This window comes from Caballeronia insecticola (genome assembly GCF_000402035.1).
Classification (GTDB): Bacteria; Pseudomonadota; Gammaproteobacteria; order Burkholderiales; family Burkholderiaceae; genus Caballeronia; species Caballeronia insecticola.
On sequence record NC_021294.1, the window covers coordinates 14234 to 32505 of the forward strand.

Genomic DNA, 18272 nt, shown 5'->3' on the forward strand with positions numbered 1-18272 from the left:
CGCGTCCGCTTGTTGATGCTTGCCACAGTGGCGGTATCGATGTGGGCGCCGGCCGCGCACGCGGGCTGGTGCGACGACGGTCTCTGGGTCGATGCGATGATCGGTTCCCACCACGTCAATCCGGACAAGGAGTTCAAGCAGTTCAATCCGGGGATCGGCCTGGAATGCTGGGTCTCGCCGCAATGGGCAGTGACGGGCGGCTACTTCCGCAACTCGCTCTCGAAGCCATCGTTCTATGGCGGCGGCGTGTGGGCGCCCGAGTTTCTCCACTGGCGATTCGTCCGGCTCGCCGCGATGGCCGGCCTCATCTCCGGATACGATTACGGCAACTGGGGCCTCGGTCATAACCATACGGTCGGACCGGTGGCCGCGCCGCTCATCATGTTCGACTACAAGCGCGTCGGCGCGAACATCATCCTGATTCCGCCGATTCCTTCGGACGATCTGCCGTTCACCATCGGCTTCATGCTCAAAGTAAAGTTTTGAGTCATCCTGAATAATCTCACCTCACGCACGGCGTGAAGTCATAAGCCATCCCGAATAATCTCACCTTGCGCGACTCAACGCCTTCTCGAACTTCGGATCACCGAGATACGCGACGTTAAAACGAAACCACGGCGACACGTTGTTCGCGTGCGCGGAAAAAATCGTCCCTGGCGCGAGAATCACGTGCTTGTCCAGCATCTCTTTCGCAAAGGCAATGGAATCGTCGCGACCGGGCAGCCGCGCCCAGAGATACAGACTCTGGTCACTCACCTTGAAGATGGTCGCGTCCAGACGCAGCAATGCTTCGACGCCTGTGGCCGTCGCGCGCTTGAGCCGCTCCTGCAGACGATTCGTGTGCCGCAGAAAATGGCCATCGCTGACGATTGCGTCGAGCGTGCGCTCGCAGTATTCGCTGCTGCTGACGTGCGTCAGCATCTTCACGTCGGCGAGATCGCTGGCGAGATTGGCGTCGCAGGCGAGGAAGCCCACGCGCAGCGCCGCCGACACCGACTTCGAAAAGCTGCCGATATAAATTGTGCGTCGCAGTTGATCCAATGCGCTGATGCGCGTGGCCGAACGCGGCTTGAGATCGGCGAGCGCATCGTTTTCGACGACGATCAGATCGTGTGCCTCGGCCAACTGCAAAATGCGATGCGCCTTCGCCGCGCTGATGTCCGTCGCGGTCGGATTGTGCCCGACCGATTGCGTGAAAAAGAGCCGCGGCCGGTGCGCTTTCAACCGCTCTTCGAGCGCGGCGATATCCGGTCCATCGACACCGCGCGGCACGCCGACGATATTCGCCCCTGACAGTTTCAGCTTGCCGAACAGCGCGTAATAGCCGGGATCGTCGACGAGCACGGTATCGCCCGCGCGCACGAAGTAACGCACGACCATGTCCATCGCCTGATTGGCGCCGTGCGTCAGGACGATCTGCTGCGGCGCTGCTTCGATTTCGTACCCGGCGAGTTTCTGCTGCAGATGCTGGCGCAACGGCAGATAGCCGAAGCGGCTGCCATACCGAAACAGCGACGCGACGCCGGTTCGCACCACACGCTGATGAAAGTGATCGAGCCGCGTTTCTTCGAGCCACGCGACGGGCGGAAAGCCCTCGCCGAGATTGAGAAAGTCCGGCTTGCTCTGCAACTGTTCGCGCATGAGCCAGACGGAATCCATCGCTCGATCGAGCGTGGGCGCGTCTTCATCGTGCTGCTGCGGCTTCGCCACGCTCGCGACGTAAAAGCCCGCACCGCGCCGCGGTTCGATAAGACCGTTCGCCGTCAACATATCGAACGCGCTGATGACCGTATTTTTCGAGCAGCCGTTCGCCTCAGCGTATTCCCTGATCGATGGGAGTTTGTCGCCGGTGCGCAGCACGCCTTCCGTGATCTGTCTGGCGAGATTGTTCGCGAGTGTCGCCGACAGGCTCGGCTTCTCGTCCCGCATCGTGTCGTCCTGTTCTAAAAGTGTCGAGCCGTATTGGGTACAGTGCCCGCACTGTTTGCCGAAATTGTACCTTTCATACGGGTACAGTCCGCCTATTATTCGCCCATCCGGCGCATCGCTGCAAGCGCCGCTCGCAAACAGTCGCAAGCAATCGCTGACACTCGAAATACACGTCCAGACAGTAGAGGAAGACACATGATCGATTCGAAGTTGCCGAATTTCCGCGCGATGTCGCCTGCGCAGCGCCTGAGCCACATCGCCCAGGCCGCCGGTCTCGACGACGCCGAGCACGCGCTGCTCGCAAGACCCGGCGCGCTGCCGCTCGACACCGCCAACGGCATGATCGAGAACGTCGTCGGCACGTTCGAATTGCCGATGGCGGTCGCCGGCTACTTCCAGATCAACGGCCGCGACGTGCTGGTGCCGATGGCCGTGGAAGAGCCGTCGATCGTCGCGGCGGCGTCCTATATGGCGAAGCTCGCGCGGGAGGCGGGCGGCTTCCGCACGTCGAGCACGGGCCCGCTGATGCGCGCGCAGGTGCAGGTGGTCGGCGTGTCGGACCCGTATGGCGCGCGGCTGGCGATCCTCAAGCATCGCGACGAGCTGATCGACATGGCCAACGCGCGCGACAAGGTGCTGATCGGTCTCGGCGGCGGTTGCCGCGACATCGAGGTGCACGTGTTTCCCGACACGCCGCGCGGCGCGATGATCGTCGCGCATCTGATCGTCGACGTGCGTGACGCGATGGGCGCGAACACCGTCAACACGATGGCCGAAACGGTCGCGGGCCGCATCGAGGAGATCACGGGCGGCAAGGTGCGGCTGCGCATCCTGTCGAATCTCGCCGATCTGCGCCTCGCGCGCGCGCAAGTGCGCTACAGCGCGGCCACGCTGCAATCGAAGGAGTATTCGGGCGAGGATGTGATCGCGGGCGTCGTCGATGCGTACCTGTTCGCCGCGATCGATCCGTATCGCGCCGCGACGCACAACAAGGGCATCATGAACGGCATCGATCCGGTGATCGTCGCGACGGGCAACGACTGGCGCGCAGTCGAAGCGGGCGCGCATGCCTACGCGAGCCGCGGCGGCCGCTATACGTCGCTGACGACGTGGGAAGTGGCGAACAACGGCGACCTCGTCGGCACGATCGAAATGCCGATGCCGGTCGGGCTCGTCGGCGGCGCGACCAAGACGCATCCGCTCGCGCGCCTCGCGCTGAAGATCATGAACGTGAAGTCGGCGCAGGAACTCGGCGAGATCGCGGTTGCGGTCGGACTCGCGCAGAACATGGGCGCGTTACGCGCGCTTTCGACCGAAGGCATTCAGCGCGGCCACATGGCGCTGCATGCGCGCAACATCGCGCTGGCGGCGGGCGCGAGCGGCGCGGACATCGACTGGGTCGTGAAGAAGATGGTCGCCGCGCGCAACGTGAGCGTCGATTACGGCATGACGCTTCTGCAAGGGCCGCGCGATGAATGAGTTGCCCACGCGCGTGTGCATCGTCGAAGTCGGGCCGCGCGATGGCTTGCAGAACGAGCCGTCGCATGTGTCCGCCGACGTGAAGGCCGAACTCATCGAACGATTGATCGATGCCGGCGTGCGCTATGTGGAAGCCGCGTCGTTCGTGTCGCCGAAGTGGGTGCCGCAAATGGCCGATGGCGCGCAAGTGCTCGAACGCGTCGTGAATAAAGCGCGCGCGACGGGCACGACGCTCGCCGCGCTCGTGCCCAACATGAAGGGGCTGGAGGCGGCGCTGGCATCGCATGTCGCTGAAGTGGCGGTGTTCGCGGCGGCGTCCGAATCGTTCTCGCAGAAGAACATCAACTGCTCGATCGACGACAGCATCGCGCGCTTCGAGCCGGTGATCGACGCCGCGCGCGAAGCGAACCTGCGCGTTCGCGGCTATGTGTCGTGCGTGCTCGGCTGTCCGTTCGAAGGCGATATCGCGCCGCAAGCCGTCGCGCGGGTCGCGAAAAAACTCTTCGACATGGGCTGCTACGAGATCAGTCTCGGCGATACCATCGGCGCGGGCACGCCATCGAAAACGCAGGCGATGCTCGACGCGTGCATCGAACATGTGCCCGCTGAAGCATTGGCCGGGCACTTTCACGATACGTGGGGCATGGCCGCCGCCAACGTGCATGCGGCGCTGCAACGCGGCATCGCCGTGTTCGACAGTTCGGTATCGGGCATCGGCGGATGTCCGTATTCGCCGGGCGCGACGGGCAATGTCGCGACCGAAGACATCGTCTATCTGTGCGATGGCATGGGCATCGAAACGGGCATCGATCTGAGCAAGCTGGCAGACGCGGGCGCATTCATTTCGGCCGCATTGAAACGCGAGACGTCGTCGCGCGTGGCGCGCGCACTGAACGCTAAGCGCCGGCGACAAGAGCAGCAGTGCATCTAAAAACTCCATCAAAGGAGGAGACATGGAACAGCAAATCGCCGCGCACGAACGCGGCCGCGCGCTTGCGCACAGCGCCGAAGCAACCGACTACAAGCTCGTCGAAATCTGGGGCGATACCGTCGATACGCGGCATCTCGCGTGGTCGGTCGTGCTCGGCATCGGCATCAGTTATGGCGCGTTCGCCGTGGCCAATCGCGTGCTCGCCGCCTACGTGCCCGACGTCGCGATGGCCCGCGCCTACGCGATGCTCGTCGGCCTCGCGGGCTGTCTCATCGCGGGCGCGGTCTGCGCGAAGCTCTTCAAGCCGAAGCGCGAAGTCGTCGAGGAAGCGCATGGCGCCGTGGGTCGCGAAGAAGTGTTGAAGCAGCTCGCGAGCGAAGCGGGCGGACTCGGGCGCGTGGCGGACCTGCCGCCCGCGGTCGTCGCCGAGATGAAAGAGCTCGGGCTTTACGAGCTGTTTGCCGACTATGAAAAGCGCGAAGGAGCACGCTGATGGAACCGTTCGTCACTCAACTGCTCGTCGCGCTCGGCATGGGGCTGATCGGCGCGATCGTCTTCTCGGGCATCGGCCTCATTTCCGGCACGGATGAAACCACCACGCTCGCGCCGCTCACGCTGCTCGTCGTATTGCTCGGCGTGCCGCCTGTCGGCGTGTTTTCGTTCTTCATGGCGGGCGCGGTGTCCAAGCACATGACGCATGCCATTCCCACCGCGCTGCTCGGCATTCCCGGCGATACGCTCGCCACGCCCTTGCTGCAACAAGCGACGATGCTGCGCAATCTCGGCGTGCCGCACATCGCGTTGCGCAAGATGATCTCGGGCGCGATCGTCGCGGCGTTCGTCGCCGTGCCGCTCGCGGTGCTGTTCGCCGTGCTGCTCGCGCCGTTCGGGCCGGTCATCACGAAGGCCGCGCCGTGGGTGTTTCTCGCGGCATCGATTGCGATCGCGTTCTTCTCTTCCGGCCGCTGGGCTTCGGTGTTGCTGCTCGTGCCGTTCGTGCTGGTGATCGTCGGCTTGCAGGCGCTGACGGGCAAGTACGGCGTGAAGCTGTCCGTGAGCTACTTTCTCGGCATCGCGATCGGGCCGCTCATCGCCGATCTGTTCTCGATCCTTTCGCCCGCCGACCGCGCCCGCATGCGCCGCGAGCGCGTGCGCACGTTCTCGCTCGCGCCGGACGTGAAGGGCTGGAGCGGCTACTTTCCGAATCCGCTGAAAGTGCTCGACGGCCAGCAACGCGGCTGGGTGGCGGCGACGGCTGCCATTTCGAGCGCGACCTTCGTGTTCAGTCCGGTGGCGATGACGGTCGTGCTGGGCGAACTCGTCGGCTCGCGCGTGAAGCATGCGTATCACCGGCTGACCACCGTGATCTCCGCGCGCAACGGCGTGACGGAGGCGACGTATATCGCCGAAGCGCTGATTCCGCTGATCGCGTTCGGCCTGCCGCTGAGTCCCGTTGCAGCGGGACCGGCCGCGCCGCTCTTCAATGCGCCGCCGCGCTTCTTCGTCGACACGGCGACGGGCCACATCAACAATCTCCACACGTTGATGACCACGTGGCAGTTCCTCGGCTTCGGCTTGCTCGCGGTCGTGCTGGCTGCGCTCGTCGCGTATCCGCTGTCGATGAACTATGCGCATCGCGCGGCGTCGTTCGTCGCGAGAAAGCTGAGTCACGAAGCGATCATCGCGACGTTCGTCGGGTTGATCGTCGTGATCAGCGTGTGGGAAGGGCAGTTGCTCGGGCTTCTCGTGATCCTGAGCGTCGGCTTGCTCGGCGGCTTGTTGTCGCGCAATTTCGGCTTCAACACCGGCGTGCAGTTCATGGGCTATTACACGGCGGTGCTGAGCGTGCCCGCATTGACGAAGGCGTTCGGCGCATGATGCGACGCGGCGTCGCTCACAGCGAGCGCGCCGCGTGCTGCAGGCATTCGAGCAACAACGTGGCGGCGGGCGTGAGCGGACTATCGCGCCGCGTCACGACCCGCACCGACACCGCGGGCAACGGGTCCGCGATCGGAAAGATCGCGAGCCCGTCGCCGACCCATTGATGATCGAGCAATGAGGCGGGCATCGAAGCGAGCGCATCCGATCCGCGCAACAGACCATGCGCGATGATGAAGCTCGGACACTCGATCACGCGCTTGGGCACGATCAGCCCGCGCGCGGCATACGAATCGAGCAACGCCTGCGTCGAGCTTTCCGGCGACGGATTCAGCAGCCACTCGGCCTCCGACAATTCCGCCAGCGACGTGCAGTGCCTGAGCGGATGATCCGCGCGCCCGACAATCACCGAGCGGCTCTCGTATAACGCGATGTGATCGAACTCCGGCGCGATGTGCTCCGCCACGACCACCGCGACGACGAAATCGAGCGAGCCGTCGCGCAAGCGCGGCATCGCGACGCCCGGAAAGCCTTCGATGAATGTCACGCTCGCGTCCGGCATCTGCCGCCGGAACGCGCGATACGCCTGCGGCAAGATGGACAGCGCCGCCGTCGGCGTGATGGCCGCGCTCACGCTTCCGGCGCCCGCGCCTTTCATCTGCTCGATGTCGTCCTCCGCGCGACGCATCTCGCTCACGATCAAATGCGCCCGCACGCGTAGCTGCTGCCCGAAAGCGGTCAACTGTACGCCGCGCGCGGTGCGCAGGATGAGCGGCACGCCTAGATCCTGCTCCAGTTCCTTGATCGCCTTCGTGAGCGCGGCCTGCGACAGATGCAGACTGCGCGCGGCCGCGCGAATGCTGCCTTGTTCGGCAGTGGTCAGAAACGCGCGCAACTGGTGGTACTTCATGCTCATCAGCGACATCCTAGGGTTAGCACCGACAACCAGCGGTAATCACGAAATTAATTTACCGTCTTTTGGTTGGCGTTTCGACTTTATATCCTTGGGGCATTGAGTTTGTGTCTAAAGGAGTTGTCCCATGCTGTCCGTCGAACCCGTCATCCCCGGCATTGCCGCCATTGCGTCCGAATTCGTCGATGTGCGCCAGCGCATTCACGCGCACCCGGAACTTGCGTATGAAGAAACGCAGACGAGCGAACTCGTCGCGTCGCTGCTGGCGAAATGGGGCTACGAAGTGCATCGCGGGCTCGGCAAGACGGGCGTCGTCGGCGTGTTGACGCAGGGTACGGGCGGCAAGCGCATTGGCCTGCGTGCGGACATGGACGCGTTGCCGATCGAGGAAACGACCGGCCTGCCGTATGCCAGCAAGCACGCGCGCACGATGCACGCGTGCGGCCACGACGGCCACACCGCGATGCTTCTGTGCGCCGCGCGTTATCTCGCCGAGAGCCGTCAATTCTCGGGCACGCTGATCGTGATCTTCCAGCCCGCCGAGGAAGGTGAGGCGGGCGCCCGCGCGATGATCGAAGACGGCCTCTTCGAAAAGTTTCCGTGCGACGCCGTGTTCGGCCTGCACAACATGCCCGGCTTTCCCGCAGGCGACATGTACTTCACGCCGGGTCCGGGCATGGCGTCGTCGGACCGCGTGAACATCACTGTGCGCGGCGTCGGCGGCCATGGCGCAATGCCGCACGCGGCGCGCGATCCGATGTCCGCGGTCGCATCGATCATGCTCGGCCTCAACAGTATCGTCGCGCGTGAAGTGGATGCGCAAAAGCCCGCGGTCGTGACGGTCGGCAGCGTGCAGGCGGGCGAGGCGTGCAACGTGATCCCCGAGACCGCGCTGATGAAGCTCTCCGTGCGCGCACTCGACGCAGGCGTGCGCACGCTCCTGCAGGAACGCATCACCGCACTCGCGAACGCGCAGGCGCTCGCTTACGGCTGCACGGCGGAGATCGATTACGAACTCGGTTATCCCGTGCTTGTGAATCTCGCCGAGCCGACCGCTTTCGCCACCGATGTCGCGGTCAAGATGCTCGGCGCGCAACGCGTCGATCCGGCGGCAAGACCGCTGATGGGCAGCGAGGACTTCGCATTCATGCTCGAAGCCTGCCCCGGCACGTATGCGTGGATCGGCAACGGCGTCGGATCGAAGGGCGGCTGCATGGTGCATAACCCCGGCTACGACTTCAACGACGACATTCTCGCGATCGGTGCGAGCTACTGGGTGCGCCTGGCCGAAGCCTGGCTCGCCGACTGACCCTTCGGCCCCGCCTCGGAGCACATGATGAATACACCCACGTTCGCCACCCGCACCACGGCGGCCGCACCCGCGCAGACCAGCAGGGCCGCGCGCACGCGTCTCGTCGCGGCGGCGGCGGTCGGCAACGCGCTCGAGTTCTACGACTTCACGGTCTATGCGTTCTTCGCGCTCGTCATCGGCAAGCTGTTTTTTCCGGTGCACGATCCGGTCGGCCAGTTGCTGCTCGCCGTGGCGAGCTTCGGCGTCGGGTTCTTCACGCGGCCAGTAGGCGGTCTTCTGATCGGCATGTACGCGGACCGCGCCGGCCGCAAGAAGGCGATGCTGCTCACGCTCGGCCTGATGGCGCTCGGCACCGCGATGATCGCCGTCGCGCCGACGTTCGCGCAGGCGGGCATCGCGGCGCCCGTGATCCTCGTCATCGCGCGGCTGATTCAAGGCTTCTCGGCAGGCGGCGAAGTCGGTGCATCGACCACTTTGCTGCTCGAACAAGCGCCGTCGAACCGCCGCGGCTTCTATGCGTCGTGGCAGTTCGCGAGCCAGGGATTGTCGGCGCTCGCGGGCGCATTGACGGGCGTCGCGCTCACCGCATCGCTTACAACGGCGCAACTCGAAAGCTGGGGCTGGCGCGTGCCGTTCATCATCGGCACGGCGATCGTCCCGGTCGGCTGGTGGCTGCGCCGCACGATGGAAGAAGCGCCGCGCGAAAGCGTCGAGGCCGCACCGAAGGCGCCGAAGCTGCCGCTCGTTACCGTGTTGCGCGAACACGGCCGCGCCGTGCTCAACGGACTCGGTCTCACGATCGGCGGCACGTCGGCGCACTTCATCATCGTGTTCTATCTGTCGATCTACGGCGTGAAGACGCTCGGGCTTCCCAGCTGGACGGCGATGTTGTCGGGCTGCGTGTCCGGCGCGATTCTGTTCGTCATTGCGCCGATCGGCGGTTATCTGTCGGATCGCATCGGCCGCAACAAGCTCGCGCAGACAACGCGCATCGCGCTCATGCTCATGATCTATCCGGCCTTCGTGCTGTTGAATCAGTCGCCGACCACGACGACGCTGCTCATCGTCGTCACGGTGCTGTCGATCGTGCATTCGTTCAACGTCGGCCCGACCGGCGCGATGCTCGGCGAGCTGTTTCCGCGAGAAGTGCGCGCAACGGGCGCGGCCATCGTCTATAGCCTGGGCGTTGCGATCTTCGGCGGCTTCGCGCAGTTCTTCGTGACTTCGCTCATCGTGATTACGAAGAGCGTGATGGCGCCGGCGTGGTATGTGATCGGCTGCGGCGTGCTGAGCGTGATCGCGGTGGCGCGCATGCGTGAGCGTTCGCGGGAGACGCTCGACTGATCGTCGAAATGTGTAGGTAGAAGAGTGCCGGACAGGCGAGCGAGGTGTATAACTCGACCTATCCGGGTCATGAAAAGGCCGCCTGCGCGGCCTTTTTTTGCTGGATCCCACAATATGACGAACGCGCATTAATAAGGGGACATCCATGCGCAAGCTCCGCTCGCAAAGCTGGTTCGGCGGCTCTGACAAAGACAGCTTCATTCATCGCTCGTGGATGAAGAATCAGGGCATTCCTCACGATAACTTCGACGGCCGGCCGGTGATCGGCATCTGCAATACGTGGTCGGAACTCACGCCGTGCAATGCGCATTTTCGCGAGCTTGCCGAATATGTGAAGCGCGGCGTGCGCGAGGCGGGCGGGCTGCCGCTGGAATTTCCGGTGATGTCGCTCGGTGAATCGAATCTGCGGCCAACGGCGATGCTGTTCCGCAATCTCGCGTCGATGGATGTCGAGGAATCGATTCGCGGCAATCCGATCGACGGCGTCATTCTGCTCGTCGGCTGCGACAAGACCACGCCCGCGCTGTTGATGGGCGCGGCGTCCTGCAATCTGCCCGCGCTCGCAGTGTCCGGCGGCCCGATGCTGAACGGGCGCTTTCGCGGCCGCACGCTCGGTTCAGGCACGGGCGTGTGGCAGATGTCCGAGGAAGTGCGCGCGGGCACCATGACGCAAGGCGAATTCGTCGAAGCCGAGTCGTGCATGAACCGTTCGCGCGGCCATTGCATGACGATGGGCACCGCATCGACGATGGCCTCGATGGTCGAATCGCTCGGCATGGGCCTGCCGCACAACGCCGCGATTCCCGCGGTCGATGCGCGCCGTCAGGTGCTCGCGCATATGGCGGGGCGGCGCATCGTCGATATGGTCAAAGAAGATCTCACGATGGACAAGATCCTGACGCGCGCGGCCTTCGAGAACGCGATTCGCACGAACGCGGCGATCGGCGGATCGACCAATGCGGTCGTGCATCTGATCGCGCTGGCGAAGCGCATTGGCGTTGATCTCACGCTCGAAGACTGGGAGCTCGGCAGCGACGTGCCGTGTCTCGTCAATCTGCAGCCATCGGGCGAGTATCTGATGGAAGACTTCTATTACGCGGGCGGCTTGCCTGCCGTGTTGCGGCAACTGGGCGAACAAGGGCTTCTGCATCGCGATGCGCTCACGGTGAACGGGCGCACGCTGTGGGACAACGTAAGCGATGCGGCGAACTACGACGAAAAGGTCATCACCACGTTCGAGAAGCCGTTCAAGCCGCATGCGGGCATCGCGGTGCTGAAGGGCAATCTCGCGCCGAACGGCGCGGTGATCAAGCCATCGGCGGCGACGCAATCGCTCCTGAAGCATCGCGGCCGCGCGGTCGTGTTCGAGAACGTCGAGGAACTGCACGCGAAGGTCGACGACGATTCGCTCGATATCGACGAACACTGCATCATGGTCTTGAAGGGCGCGGGACCGAAGGGTTATCCGGGCTTTGCGGAAGTCGGCAACATGCCACTGCCGAAAAAGGTCCTGAAAAAAGGCATCACGGACATGGTGCGCATCTCCGATGGCCGCATGAGCGGCACCGCATACGGCGCGGTCGTGCTGCATGTGTCGCCGGAAGCAGCGGCGGGCGGACCACTTGCGCTCGTGCAGACGGGCGACATGATCGAACTCGATGTCGAAGCGCGGCGCCTGCATCTCGATGTATCGGACGAGGAACTGCAACGTCGCCGGGCCGCATGGCGCGCGCCCGAGTTGCCGACGCGCGGTTACTACCGCTTGTATGTGGAGCACGTATTGCAGGCGGATCAGGGCGCGGACCTCGACTTTCTTGTCGGATCGAGCGGCGCGCCCGTGCCGCGCGACTCGCATTGAACGGAGGCGAGCGATGTCCGATCAACTCACGCCGCCGTCCGGCATGTGGCCGGTTCTCTACGCGTACTTCGACGCGCTGAACCGGCTCGACAGCAACGCCACGCGCAGACAGATCGATGCGACCATCGCGGCGGGCGCGCCTGCGATCGTCACGCTTGGTCTCGCGACGGAAGTGAACCGTCTGTCCGACGATGAAAAGCGCACCATGATCGACGATTGCGCCGCGCATATCGCGGGCCGCGTGCCGCTCGCGGTCACGATCACCGGCGACAGTGTCGACGCGCAGGTCGCGCTTGCGAATCACGCGCTCGAACGCGGCGCGTCGTGGCTCATTCTTCAGCCGCCGTCGAAACGCGGTGAGCCCGAGTCGTTCTACTACGACTTCTTTGCGTCAGTGCTCGAACGGACCGGCGCGAGCGCGGGCATTCAGAATGCGCCGGAGTATCTTGGCGTCGGCTTGTCGGCGGAATCGATTGTCGCGCTTGCCGCCGAGCGTCCGAACTTTCGTTTGCTCAAAGGCGAAGGACCGGCCGTGACGATACGCGCGACCATCGAACGCCTGCATGCGCTCGAACAGACGCTCGCGGTGTTCAACGGACGCGGCGGGCAGGAACTCGTCGACAATCTGCGCGCGGGCTGCGACGGTCTGATCATCGCGCCGGATGCGTTCGATCATCAGGTCGCTATCTACGAGGCTTTTGCTGCAGGACGCGAGCATGAAGCCGAGTCGCTCTATGCGGAAGCGCTGCCGGAAATCGTCTTCGTGATGCAGTCCCTGGAAACGCTCACCTGTTACGGCAAGCGCATTGCGGCGTGGCGCATGGGATTCGATGTTGCGCACGATCGCGGCACGCGTCCGACGCCGTTCGGCATCGAATGCGCGCGACGCTTTGCGCAACGGCTCGGACCGACGTCGCGTCCTGTGCCGCGATGAATCATCGAATCGAGCGGCGCGCGAAACGCTGCTCGATTACCGTTGTGCCCCATTGCGTGCCTTCGGCTTCGTCCGTCAATGCGAAGCCGAACGACTCGTACAGATGCCGCGCCGCGTCGAGGCTCTTGAAGGTCCAGAGATAGGTCTCGTCGTAATGCGTGTCGACGAATTCCATCGCGCGCGACATCAACTGTCTTCCGGTGCCGCTGCCGCGCAATGAATCGTCGATGATGAACCAGCGCAAATGCGCGATGCGCGTATCCAGATCGCCGTCGATTGCAAGCGACCCGAGCGTACGCTCGCCCTCGACGACGAGCCACAACGCCTTGCCCGGCGCAGGCAGGCCTTCGGCGAACGCGGCAAGTTCGGTTGCAACCTTGCGCTCGAAGTACACGCCGAAGCCCGCATGATGCGCATAGAAACGCGCGTGCAGACTCGCGATATCGCCGATGCATCCCGGCCGATATCCTTCGACAATGCGCGCGCTTTCCGTATGCGCCGCGTGCGGCGTCTTGTGTTCGTGGCCGTGCGCGAGGGCGTCGGCATACAGCGCGAGCGAGCGCACGAGCGCCTGCTGATCTTCAGGCACGAGACGGCGCAGCGCGTCGGAAACCTGATCGGTTGCGAATTTGTCGATCTTTCGGCGCAACCTTTGTCCGGCAGCGGTGAGCTTGAGTTCGGATGAACGTCCGTCTTCGCTCGACGTTTTCCGCTTCACAAAGCCGGCCGCTTCGAGCCGCGCGATCTGCCGGCTCGCATTCGATTTGTCGAGCCGCAGGATCGTGGCGAGGTCGCGCGCCTGTATGCCGGGCGTCGCGCCGATCTCGATGATCGCATGCACCGCCGATGGCGCGAGTCCGCTGTCCGCAAGCGTATTGCGCATGAAGCCGAGTTCGCGCACGAGCTTGCGCGAAAACTCGCGCAATTCGAGGATGGTTTTATCGCGTGATTGAGGCGGTGTTTCGACGAAGTCCATGACATCTCCATCGGTTGCGGGGCGCAACCGGTTTCCTGTAATTTAGTTGCGGATTGCAACTTTCGCAAGAAAAATGAAGTGCATGGGTCGGCTCCCGAAAATGCTCACCTTCAGCCACGCTCGGGCGCGAAACGGAGCGCGCGCCTGGACTCGGTCACGCGCAACAGCACGAGCGCAACGGCGCCCCACAGGAGTTCGCGCGCACGCCGCAGCAACGCGAGCGAAAGCGCGGCTTCGTGATCGATGCCGAACGCCGCCGCAATCGCGACGATCGCCGCTTCCTGTACGCCGAGACCCGCAGGCGCGATGAATACCGCATTGCGCACGGCCTGCACGAGTGCTTCGATAGCGACGGCGCCCGCAATCGAAACCGGATGGCCGAGCATGGCAAGCGCAAGGTACGTTTCGGCAGCGCCGAGCACATAGCCCGAGAATTGCCACGAGAACGCGCTGGCGAGCAACGGCGTGCGCTGCAATAGCGTGCGGATGTCGTGATCGAGCCGCTTGCCGTCGAGCCGCGCGGCGAGCGTGCTTGCGGGATCGAGCCAGCGTCGCGCCATCGCTTCGAGACGATGAAACGGCTTCCCCTTATGCACGACGACGAACGCCGCGAGACCGACCGGCAGCGACACGATCAAGCCCGCGCCGATCACATCGCCGATGCGGCTGGTATCGTCGGCATGAAAGCGCAGGAGGACGAGGCCGAGTATCGCGAGCGCGTACTGCACGGCAATCGTCACCAGCAATTCGACGACCACCGATGCGCTGACGCGACTCACGTCCTGCATATAGCGCGCGGCGAGCCGGATGCCCGTAAGCTCGCCACCGATGCCGAGCACGGGCAGTAAACGCCCGACTGCTTCGCGGACGACCGCGATCCACCAGAGTGATCGAAGCGGAATGCGCTCGTCGAGCAGCCGATGCCACGCGCGCGCGTCGAAGAGCAAAGGCAGCGCGTGCAGCGGCGCGAGCCACAGCAGCATAGGCCCGGTGCGCACGATCAGCGCGTAAGCGGCGAACACGCCCTCATGCAAAGCAAGCGCGACGAGCAGCGCGATTGCCATGGGCCAGCGCAGCCATGCGACGCGCGCGAGCGCCGATTTCATGCGGCGAACTCCGGCGTAGTCGCATGATCGAAGATGTCCGCGAAGCCGCCGTGCATCGCGCCGCTCGCCTCGATGGCGCGCGCGACGCGCGGCGAGCACAGCGCCGCGAGTTCGTCGGCGTGGCGGTAAGCGTGCATCGCGGGCGTGATGGGCGCGACGCCTTCTGTCGCCGGATGGCTGTAGATTTCGAGCACGCCTTGCGGTGCGTTCGCGAGAATCGCAAGGAGCGCGGCTTCGTCCATGTTGCCCGTCGCCGAGATGCCCGCGATCCAGTCGTTATGCGCGATGCCCGCGCGATCGAGCCGCGTCTTCATCCACGCGACCCACGGCGCGAACAGCAGCGATGCGTGCATCTCGCGAGGCAGGCGCATGGCGCGCATGCCGAACTGCGGCCCGATTTCGAGAATCAGCGAAAGCACGCTGGGATGCAGATGAAAATGCTTGTGCGTGTTGACGTGATCGAGCGCAAGGCCCGTTGCGGCGAACGCCTCGAACTGCGCGCGAATCTCGATGGCAAGTTGACGGCGCACGCTTTCCTGAAAGAAGAAGCGCACGCCGTTGGCGAACATGGTGCCTTCGAAGTTACCGTGCATATCGACGAGATCGGGTATCGACCACGGCGGCAGCGACGCGATGCCGTCCGTCAGCACGAGATGCAATCCAACGCGCAAGCCCGTCAGTCGACGCGCGATCTTTACCGCATCATGAGCGGCGGGCGCGCCGATCATGAGACTCGCGCAGGTGAGCGCGCCTTCGCAGTGCGCGCGCTCGACGGCGGCGTTGACGCGTGCGTGCACGCCGAAGTCGTCGGCGGTGACGATCAGCCCGCGCATCGCGTCACGCCTCGTGTGCGTGCAGGAAGCGGAAGAACTCGACGCCTTCGCGCAGGCGCCGCTTCATCATGTCGCGGCTCGTAAGCATTTCGCGCACGATCTCCCAGATCTTCGACGGACGAAAATAGAAGCGCTTATAGAAGCGTTCGAGTTCGTGATAAATCTCCTCGCGTGACAGATGCGGATAACCGATCGCCGCCAACTGCACGCCTTCCTTGCTCACGAGATTGACGACCTGCGCGTCGAGCCAGCCGTTGTCCACCGCCTGACGATAAAGCGCCGTCCCAGGATAAGGCGCCGCGAGCGACACCTGAATCGTGTGCGGATTGATTTCCTTCGCGTACTGAATCGTTTTGTCGATGGTCTCCCGTGTCTCGCCGGGCAAGCCGAGAATGAACGTGCCATGCACCTTGATGCCGAGCTTGCGGCAATCATCGGCGAAGCGTCTCGCGATATCCGTGCGCAGACCTTTCTTGATGTTCAACAGGATCTGATCGTCGCCGGATTCATAACCCACGAGCAGCAGCCGCAGCCCGTTTTCCTTCATGATCCTGAGCGTCGAATAGGGCACGTTGGCCTTCGCGTTGCACGACCACGTCACGCCGAGTTCGCCGAGTCCGCGCGCGATTTCTTCGACGCGCGGCTTGAAGTCGGTGAAGGTGTCGTCGTCGAACATGATCTCTTTCACTTCGGGCATGTTGTCGCGAATCCACTTCACTTCGGCGAGCACGTTTTCCACCGAACGCACGCGATAACGATGCCCGCCCACCGTTTGCGGCCACAGACAGAACGTGCAGCGCGAACGGCAACCGCGTCCCGTATAAAGCGATACATACGGATAGTTCAGATAGCCGATGAAGTAATGCGCGATATTCAGATCGCGCTTGTACACGGGCGCGACGAACGGCAGCGCGTCCATGTTCTCGAGCATCGGACGCGCTTCGTTATGTTCGATCGAACCATCGGGCAGGCGATAGCTCAAGCCCTTGATTGCGGCAAGCGGCAACCCTTCGGCGATGTCCTTGCACGTGTAGTCGAATTCCTCGCGGCACACGAAGTCGATGGCCTCGCTCGCCGCCAACGAGTTGTGCGGATCCACCGCAACCTTCGCGCCGACCATGCCGACAGCGATACCCGGCGCGCGTGCCTTCAGCTTTTCGGCGAAGAGCGCGTCGGTCGGAAACGAAGGCGTGCTCGTATGGATGATGACCAGTTCGTATTGCGCGGCGATATCGAGCGTTGCATCGACGGACAGCCCGTCGGCGGGCGCGTCGAGCACGCGCGATCCCGGCACGAGCGCGGCGGGCTGCGCGAGCCATGTCGGATACCAGAACGAGCGTATTTCGCGCTTTGCCTGATAGCGCGAGCCGGCGCCGCCGTCGAAACCGTCGAACGACGGCGCCTGTAGAAAGAGAGTCTTCTTCATGGGCGAGGTCCTGTTGGATGCGTCATTGGCTGTCGGATGCGTTGGCGTCGTAGCGTTCGCGCGGATCGTCGATCGGCACGCGCACGCCGCGCCACACGACGCTCGAACCGAACGATGCCGCGAGCCATTGCAGGCACATGAGCACATCGCGCAGCGGAATGAGCGGCAGGTCGCGCCAGAACGCGCGCCGTGTACGCGCGCTGCGCCCGTGAAGCAGCAGCCGCGCGCTCAGGCCGAACGACGTGCTCAGATCGACGATCGTGTCCGCGACGTATTGTGCGAGGCCCGTTCCGTGCTCGAAGCCGAGACCGAGCAGCGCGCTCGTCAGCAGCCATGGCGTGGTGAACGTGAGGCAAATGCACGCGAAGCCGGGCGGATTGATCGAGCGGATCGTGCGCAGCCAGCGCGTCTCGCGGCTCCAGAGCGAGACGAGATCGCGTTCGATGACATCGGTCGCGACGACGACATCCGAAAGCGCAGTGCGCAGTCCGAGCGCGCGCACGCGTTCGGCGAGCCAGTAGTCGTCCGCGAGACAATCGCGCAGTGCTTCGAGGCCGCCGCTTTGCACGAGCGTGTCGCGTCTGAGCGCGAGCGTCGCGCCGAAGCCCAAGCGTTCGTAGCCGGCGGCGATCGCGACATGCACCGAAGGCGCGAACCATTCGTCGATGAAGAGCGCACCCACGCGCGACCAGAAGCCGCCCACGCGCCGCGCCCGATAAAGACACGTCACGACGCCGACGCTCGCATCGGCAAGCGGCGCGGTGACGCGCACGAGGTAGTCGGGCTCGACCGCGATATCGCTGTCCGCAATGACGATGACATCGTGCTTCGCGCGCGCCGCAAGATTGATGAGATTGCCGACCTTGCGATTGCTGCCGTGCGTGCTGGCATCGATCACGAGTTCGATATCGCGCTCGGGATACGCACGCACGAGCCGCGTGACGACATTGACGGCGGGATCGGACGCGCTCGCCACACCGAACAGCAACTGATACGACGGATGCGTTTGCTGGCAGAAGGTTTCGAGGTTCGCATACAAGCGCGGCTCCGCGCCGCACAGTGGCTTGAGCACGCTGACGCAAGGCGCGGGCGATTCGGACGAAGCATCGCCGCGCCGCGAAGAAGACGCGCCACGCGAGCCGGGATGCACGAGCGCCGCAATCGCGACATGACACGTCGATGCACAGCACAACGCGATGACGATCCACAGGACAAGCGGAACCGAATGCGCGATCATCACTGACGGGTTCCTCGTGGCTCGTAAGGAACCCGCAGCCTGCGGCCGGAATGCTTAAGAAACGCTTAACTTCGCAAGCGGAAACGTGGTGCGAAACGTGTGCAAAAGGCCCGTCA

16 protein-coding genes are annotated in these 18272 nt (G+C 64.0%); 9 read left to right on the forward strand and 7 right to left on the reverse strand.

Annotated features, from left to right (window positions below):
* The first annotated feature begins 15 nt into the window (after positions 1-15).
* A complete protein-coding gene (locus tag BRPE64_RS14110; RefSeq protein WP_051180430.1) occupies positions 16-486 on the forward strand; it encodes a hypothetical protein in 471 nt (156 codons plus the stop codon).
* A gap of 60 nt (positions 487-546) precedes the next feature.
* On the opposite strand, the gene BRPE64_RS14115 is transcribed toward BRPE64_RS14110, so the two are convergent.
* Positions 547-1929, reverse strand: a complete 1383-nt coding sequence (locus BRPE64_RS14115) for an aminotransferase-like domain-containing protein (protein WP_016354106.1) — start codon at positions 1927-1929, stop codon at positions 547-549.
* 195 nt (positions 1930-2124) lie between these two features.
* Here BRPE64_RS14115 and BRPE64_RS14120 point away from each other — a divergent pair, with 195 nt between their 5' ends.
* From BRPE64_RS14120 to BRPE64_RS14135, 4 genes are read left to right on the forward strand one after another with little or no spacing between them, the layout of a single operon-like run.
* Positions 2125-3408: a hydroxymethylglutaryl-CoA reductase, degradative gene (locus BRPE64_RS14120; RefSeq protein WP_016354107.1), complete on the forward strand. Its 1284-nt coding sequence runs from the start codon at positions 2125-2127 to the stop codon at positions 3406-3408.
* Positions 3401-4339: a hydroxymethylglutaryl-CoA lyase gene (locus BRPE64_RS14125; RefSeq protein ID WP_016354108.1), complete on the forward strand. Its 939-nt coding sequence runs from the start codon at positions 3401-3403 to the stop codon at positions 4337-4339. Before BRPE64_RS14120 ends, BRPE64_RS14125 begins: the two co-directional genes overlap by 8 nt.
* Before the next feature lie 22 nt (positions 4340-4361).
* Positions 4362-4832 (forward strand): hypothetical protein, encoded by a 471-nt coding sequence (locus BRPE64_RS14130; protein WP_016354109.1) that lies wholly within the window; start codon positions 4362-4364, stop codon positions 4830-4832.
* Positions 4832-6217, forward strand: a complete 1386-nt coding sequence (locus BRPE64_RS14135) for a tripartite tricarboxylate transporter permease (protein ID WP_016354110.1) — start codon at positions 4832-4834, stop codon at positions 6215-6217. The genes BRPE64_RS14130 and BRPE64_RS14135 overlap by 1 nt, the downstream gene beginning before the upstream one ends.
* Before the next feature lie 16 nt (positions 6218-6233).
* On the opposite strand, the gene BRPE64_RS14140 is transcribed toward BRPE64_RS14135, so the two are convergent.
* Entirely contained in the window at positions 6234-7127 is an 894-nt protein-coding gene (locus tag BRPE64_RS14140; protein WP_044042623.1) for a LysR substrate-binding domain-containing protein, read from the reverse strand.
* A gap of 130 nt (positions 7128-7257) precedes the next feature.
* Between BRPE64_RS14140 and BRPE64_RS14145 the strand changes: the two genes are divergently transcribed.
* The 4 genes from BRPE64_RS14145 to BRPE64_RS14160 all read left to right on the forward strand — a co-directional run bounded on the left by BRPE64_RS14145 (position 7258) and on the right by BRPE64_RS14160 (position 12578).
* The gene (locus tag BRPE64_RS14145; RefSeq protein WP_016354112.1) at positions 7258-8439 is read left to right on the forward strand and encodes a M20 aminoacylase family protein; all 1182 of its coding nucleotides are present in this window, start codon (positions 7258-7260) and stop codon (positions 8437-8439) included.
* Positions 8440-8463: 24 nt separating this feature from the next.
* Entirely contained in the window at positions 8464-9786 is a 1323-nt protein-coding gene (locus tag BRPE64_RS14150; RefSeq protein WP_016354113.1) for an MFS transporter, read from the forward strand.
* Between the two features lie 145 nt (positions 9787-9931).
* Positions 9932-11644, forward strand: coding sequence for an IlvD/Edd family dehydratase (locus tag BRPE64_RS14155; RefSeq protein WP_016354114.1), 1713 nt, complete (start codon positions 9932-9934; stop codon positions 11642-11644).
* A 13-nt stretch (positions 11645-11657) separates the two neighbouring features.
* Positions 11658-12578 (forward strand): dihydrodipicolinate synthase family protein, encoded by a 921-nt coding sequence (locus BRPE64_RS14160; RefSeq protein ID WP_016354115.1) that lies wholly within the window; start codon positions 11658-11660, stop codon positions 12576-12578.
* A gap of 1 nt (position 12579) precedes the next feature.
* Here the strand turns inward: BRPE64_RS14160 and BRPE64_RS14165 are convergent, their stop codons facing one another.
* The 5 genes from BRPE64_RS14165 to hpnI all read right to left on the reverse strand — a co-directional run bounded on the left by BRPE64_RS14165 (position 12580) and on the right by hpnI (position 18156).
* On the reverse strand, positions 12580-13554 hold the full coding sequence (locus BRPE64_RS14165) for a bifunctional helix-turn-helix transcriptional regulator/GNAT family N-acetyltransferase (RefSeq protein ID WP_016354116.1): 975 nt from the start codon (positions 13552-13554) through the stop codon (positions 12580-12582).
* A 110-nt stretch (positions 13555-13664) separates the two neighbouring features.
* A complete protein-coding gene (locus tag BRPE64_RS14170; RefSeq protein WP_016354117.1) occupies positions 13665-14660 on the reverse strand; it encodes a lysylphosphatidylglycerol synthase domain-containing protein in 996 nt (331 codons plus the stop codon).
* Positions 14657-15493, reverse strand: coding sequence for a hopanoid biosynthesis-associated protein HpnK (gene hpnK, locus BRPE64_RS14175; RefSeq protein WP_016354118.1), 837 nt, complete (start codon positions 15491-15493; stop codon positions 14657-14659). Before hpnK ends, BRPE64_RS14170 begins: the two co-directional genes overlap by 4 nt.
* A 4-nt stretch (positions 15494-15497) precedes the next feature.
* Positions 15498-16919 carry a hopanoid biosynthesis associated radical SAM protein HpnJ gene (hpnJ, locus tag BRPE64_RS14180; protein WP_016354119.1) on the reverse strand — a complete coding sequence of 474 codons (1422 nt, stop codon included), beginning with the start codon at positions 16917-16919 and terminating at the stop codon, positions 15498-15500.
* Positions 16920-16941: 22 nt separating this feature from the next.
* Entirely contained in the window at positions 16942-18156 is a 1215-nt protein-coding gene (hpnI, locus tag BRPE64_RS14185; RefSeq protein WP_044042220.1) for a bacteriohopanetetrol glucosamine biosynthesis glycosyltransferase HpnI, read from the reverse strand.
* Between the last annotated feature and the right edge of the window lie 116 nt (positions 18157-18272).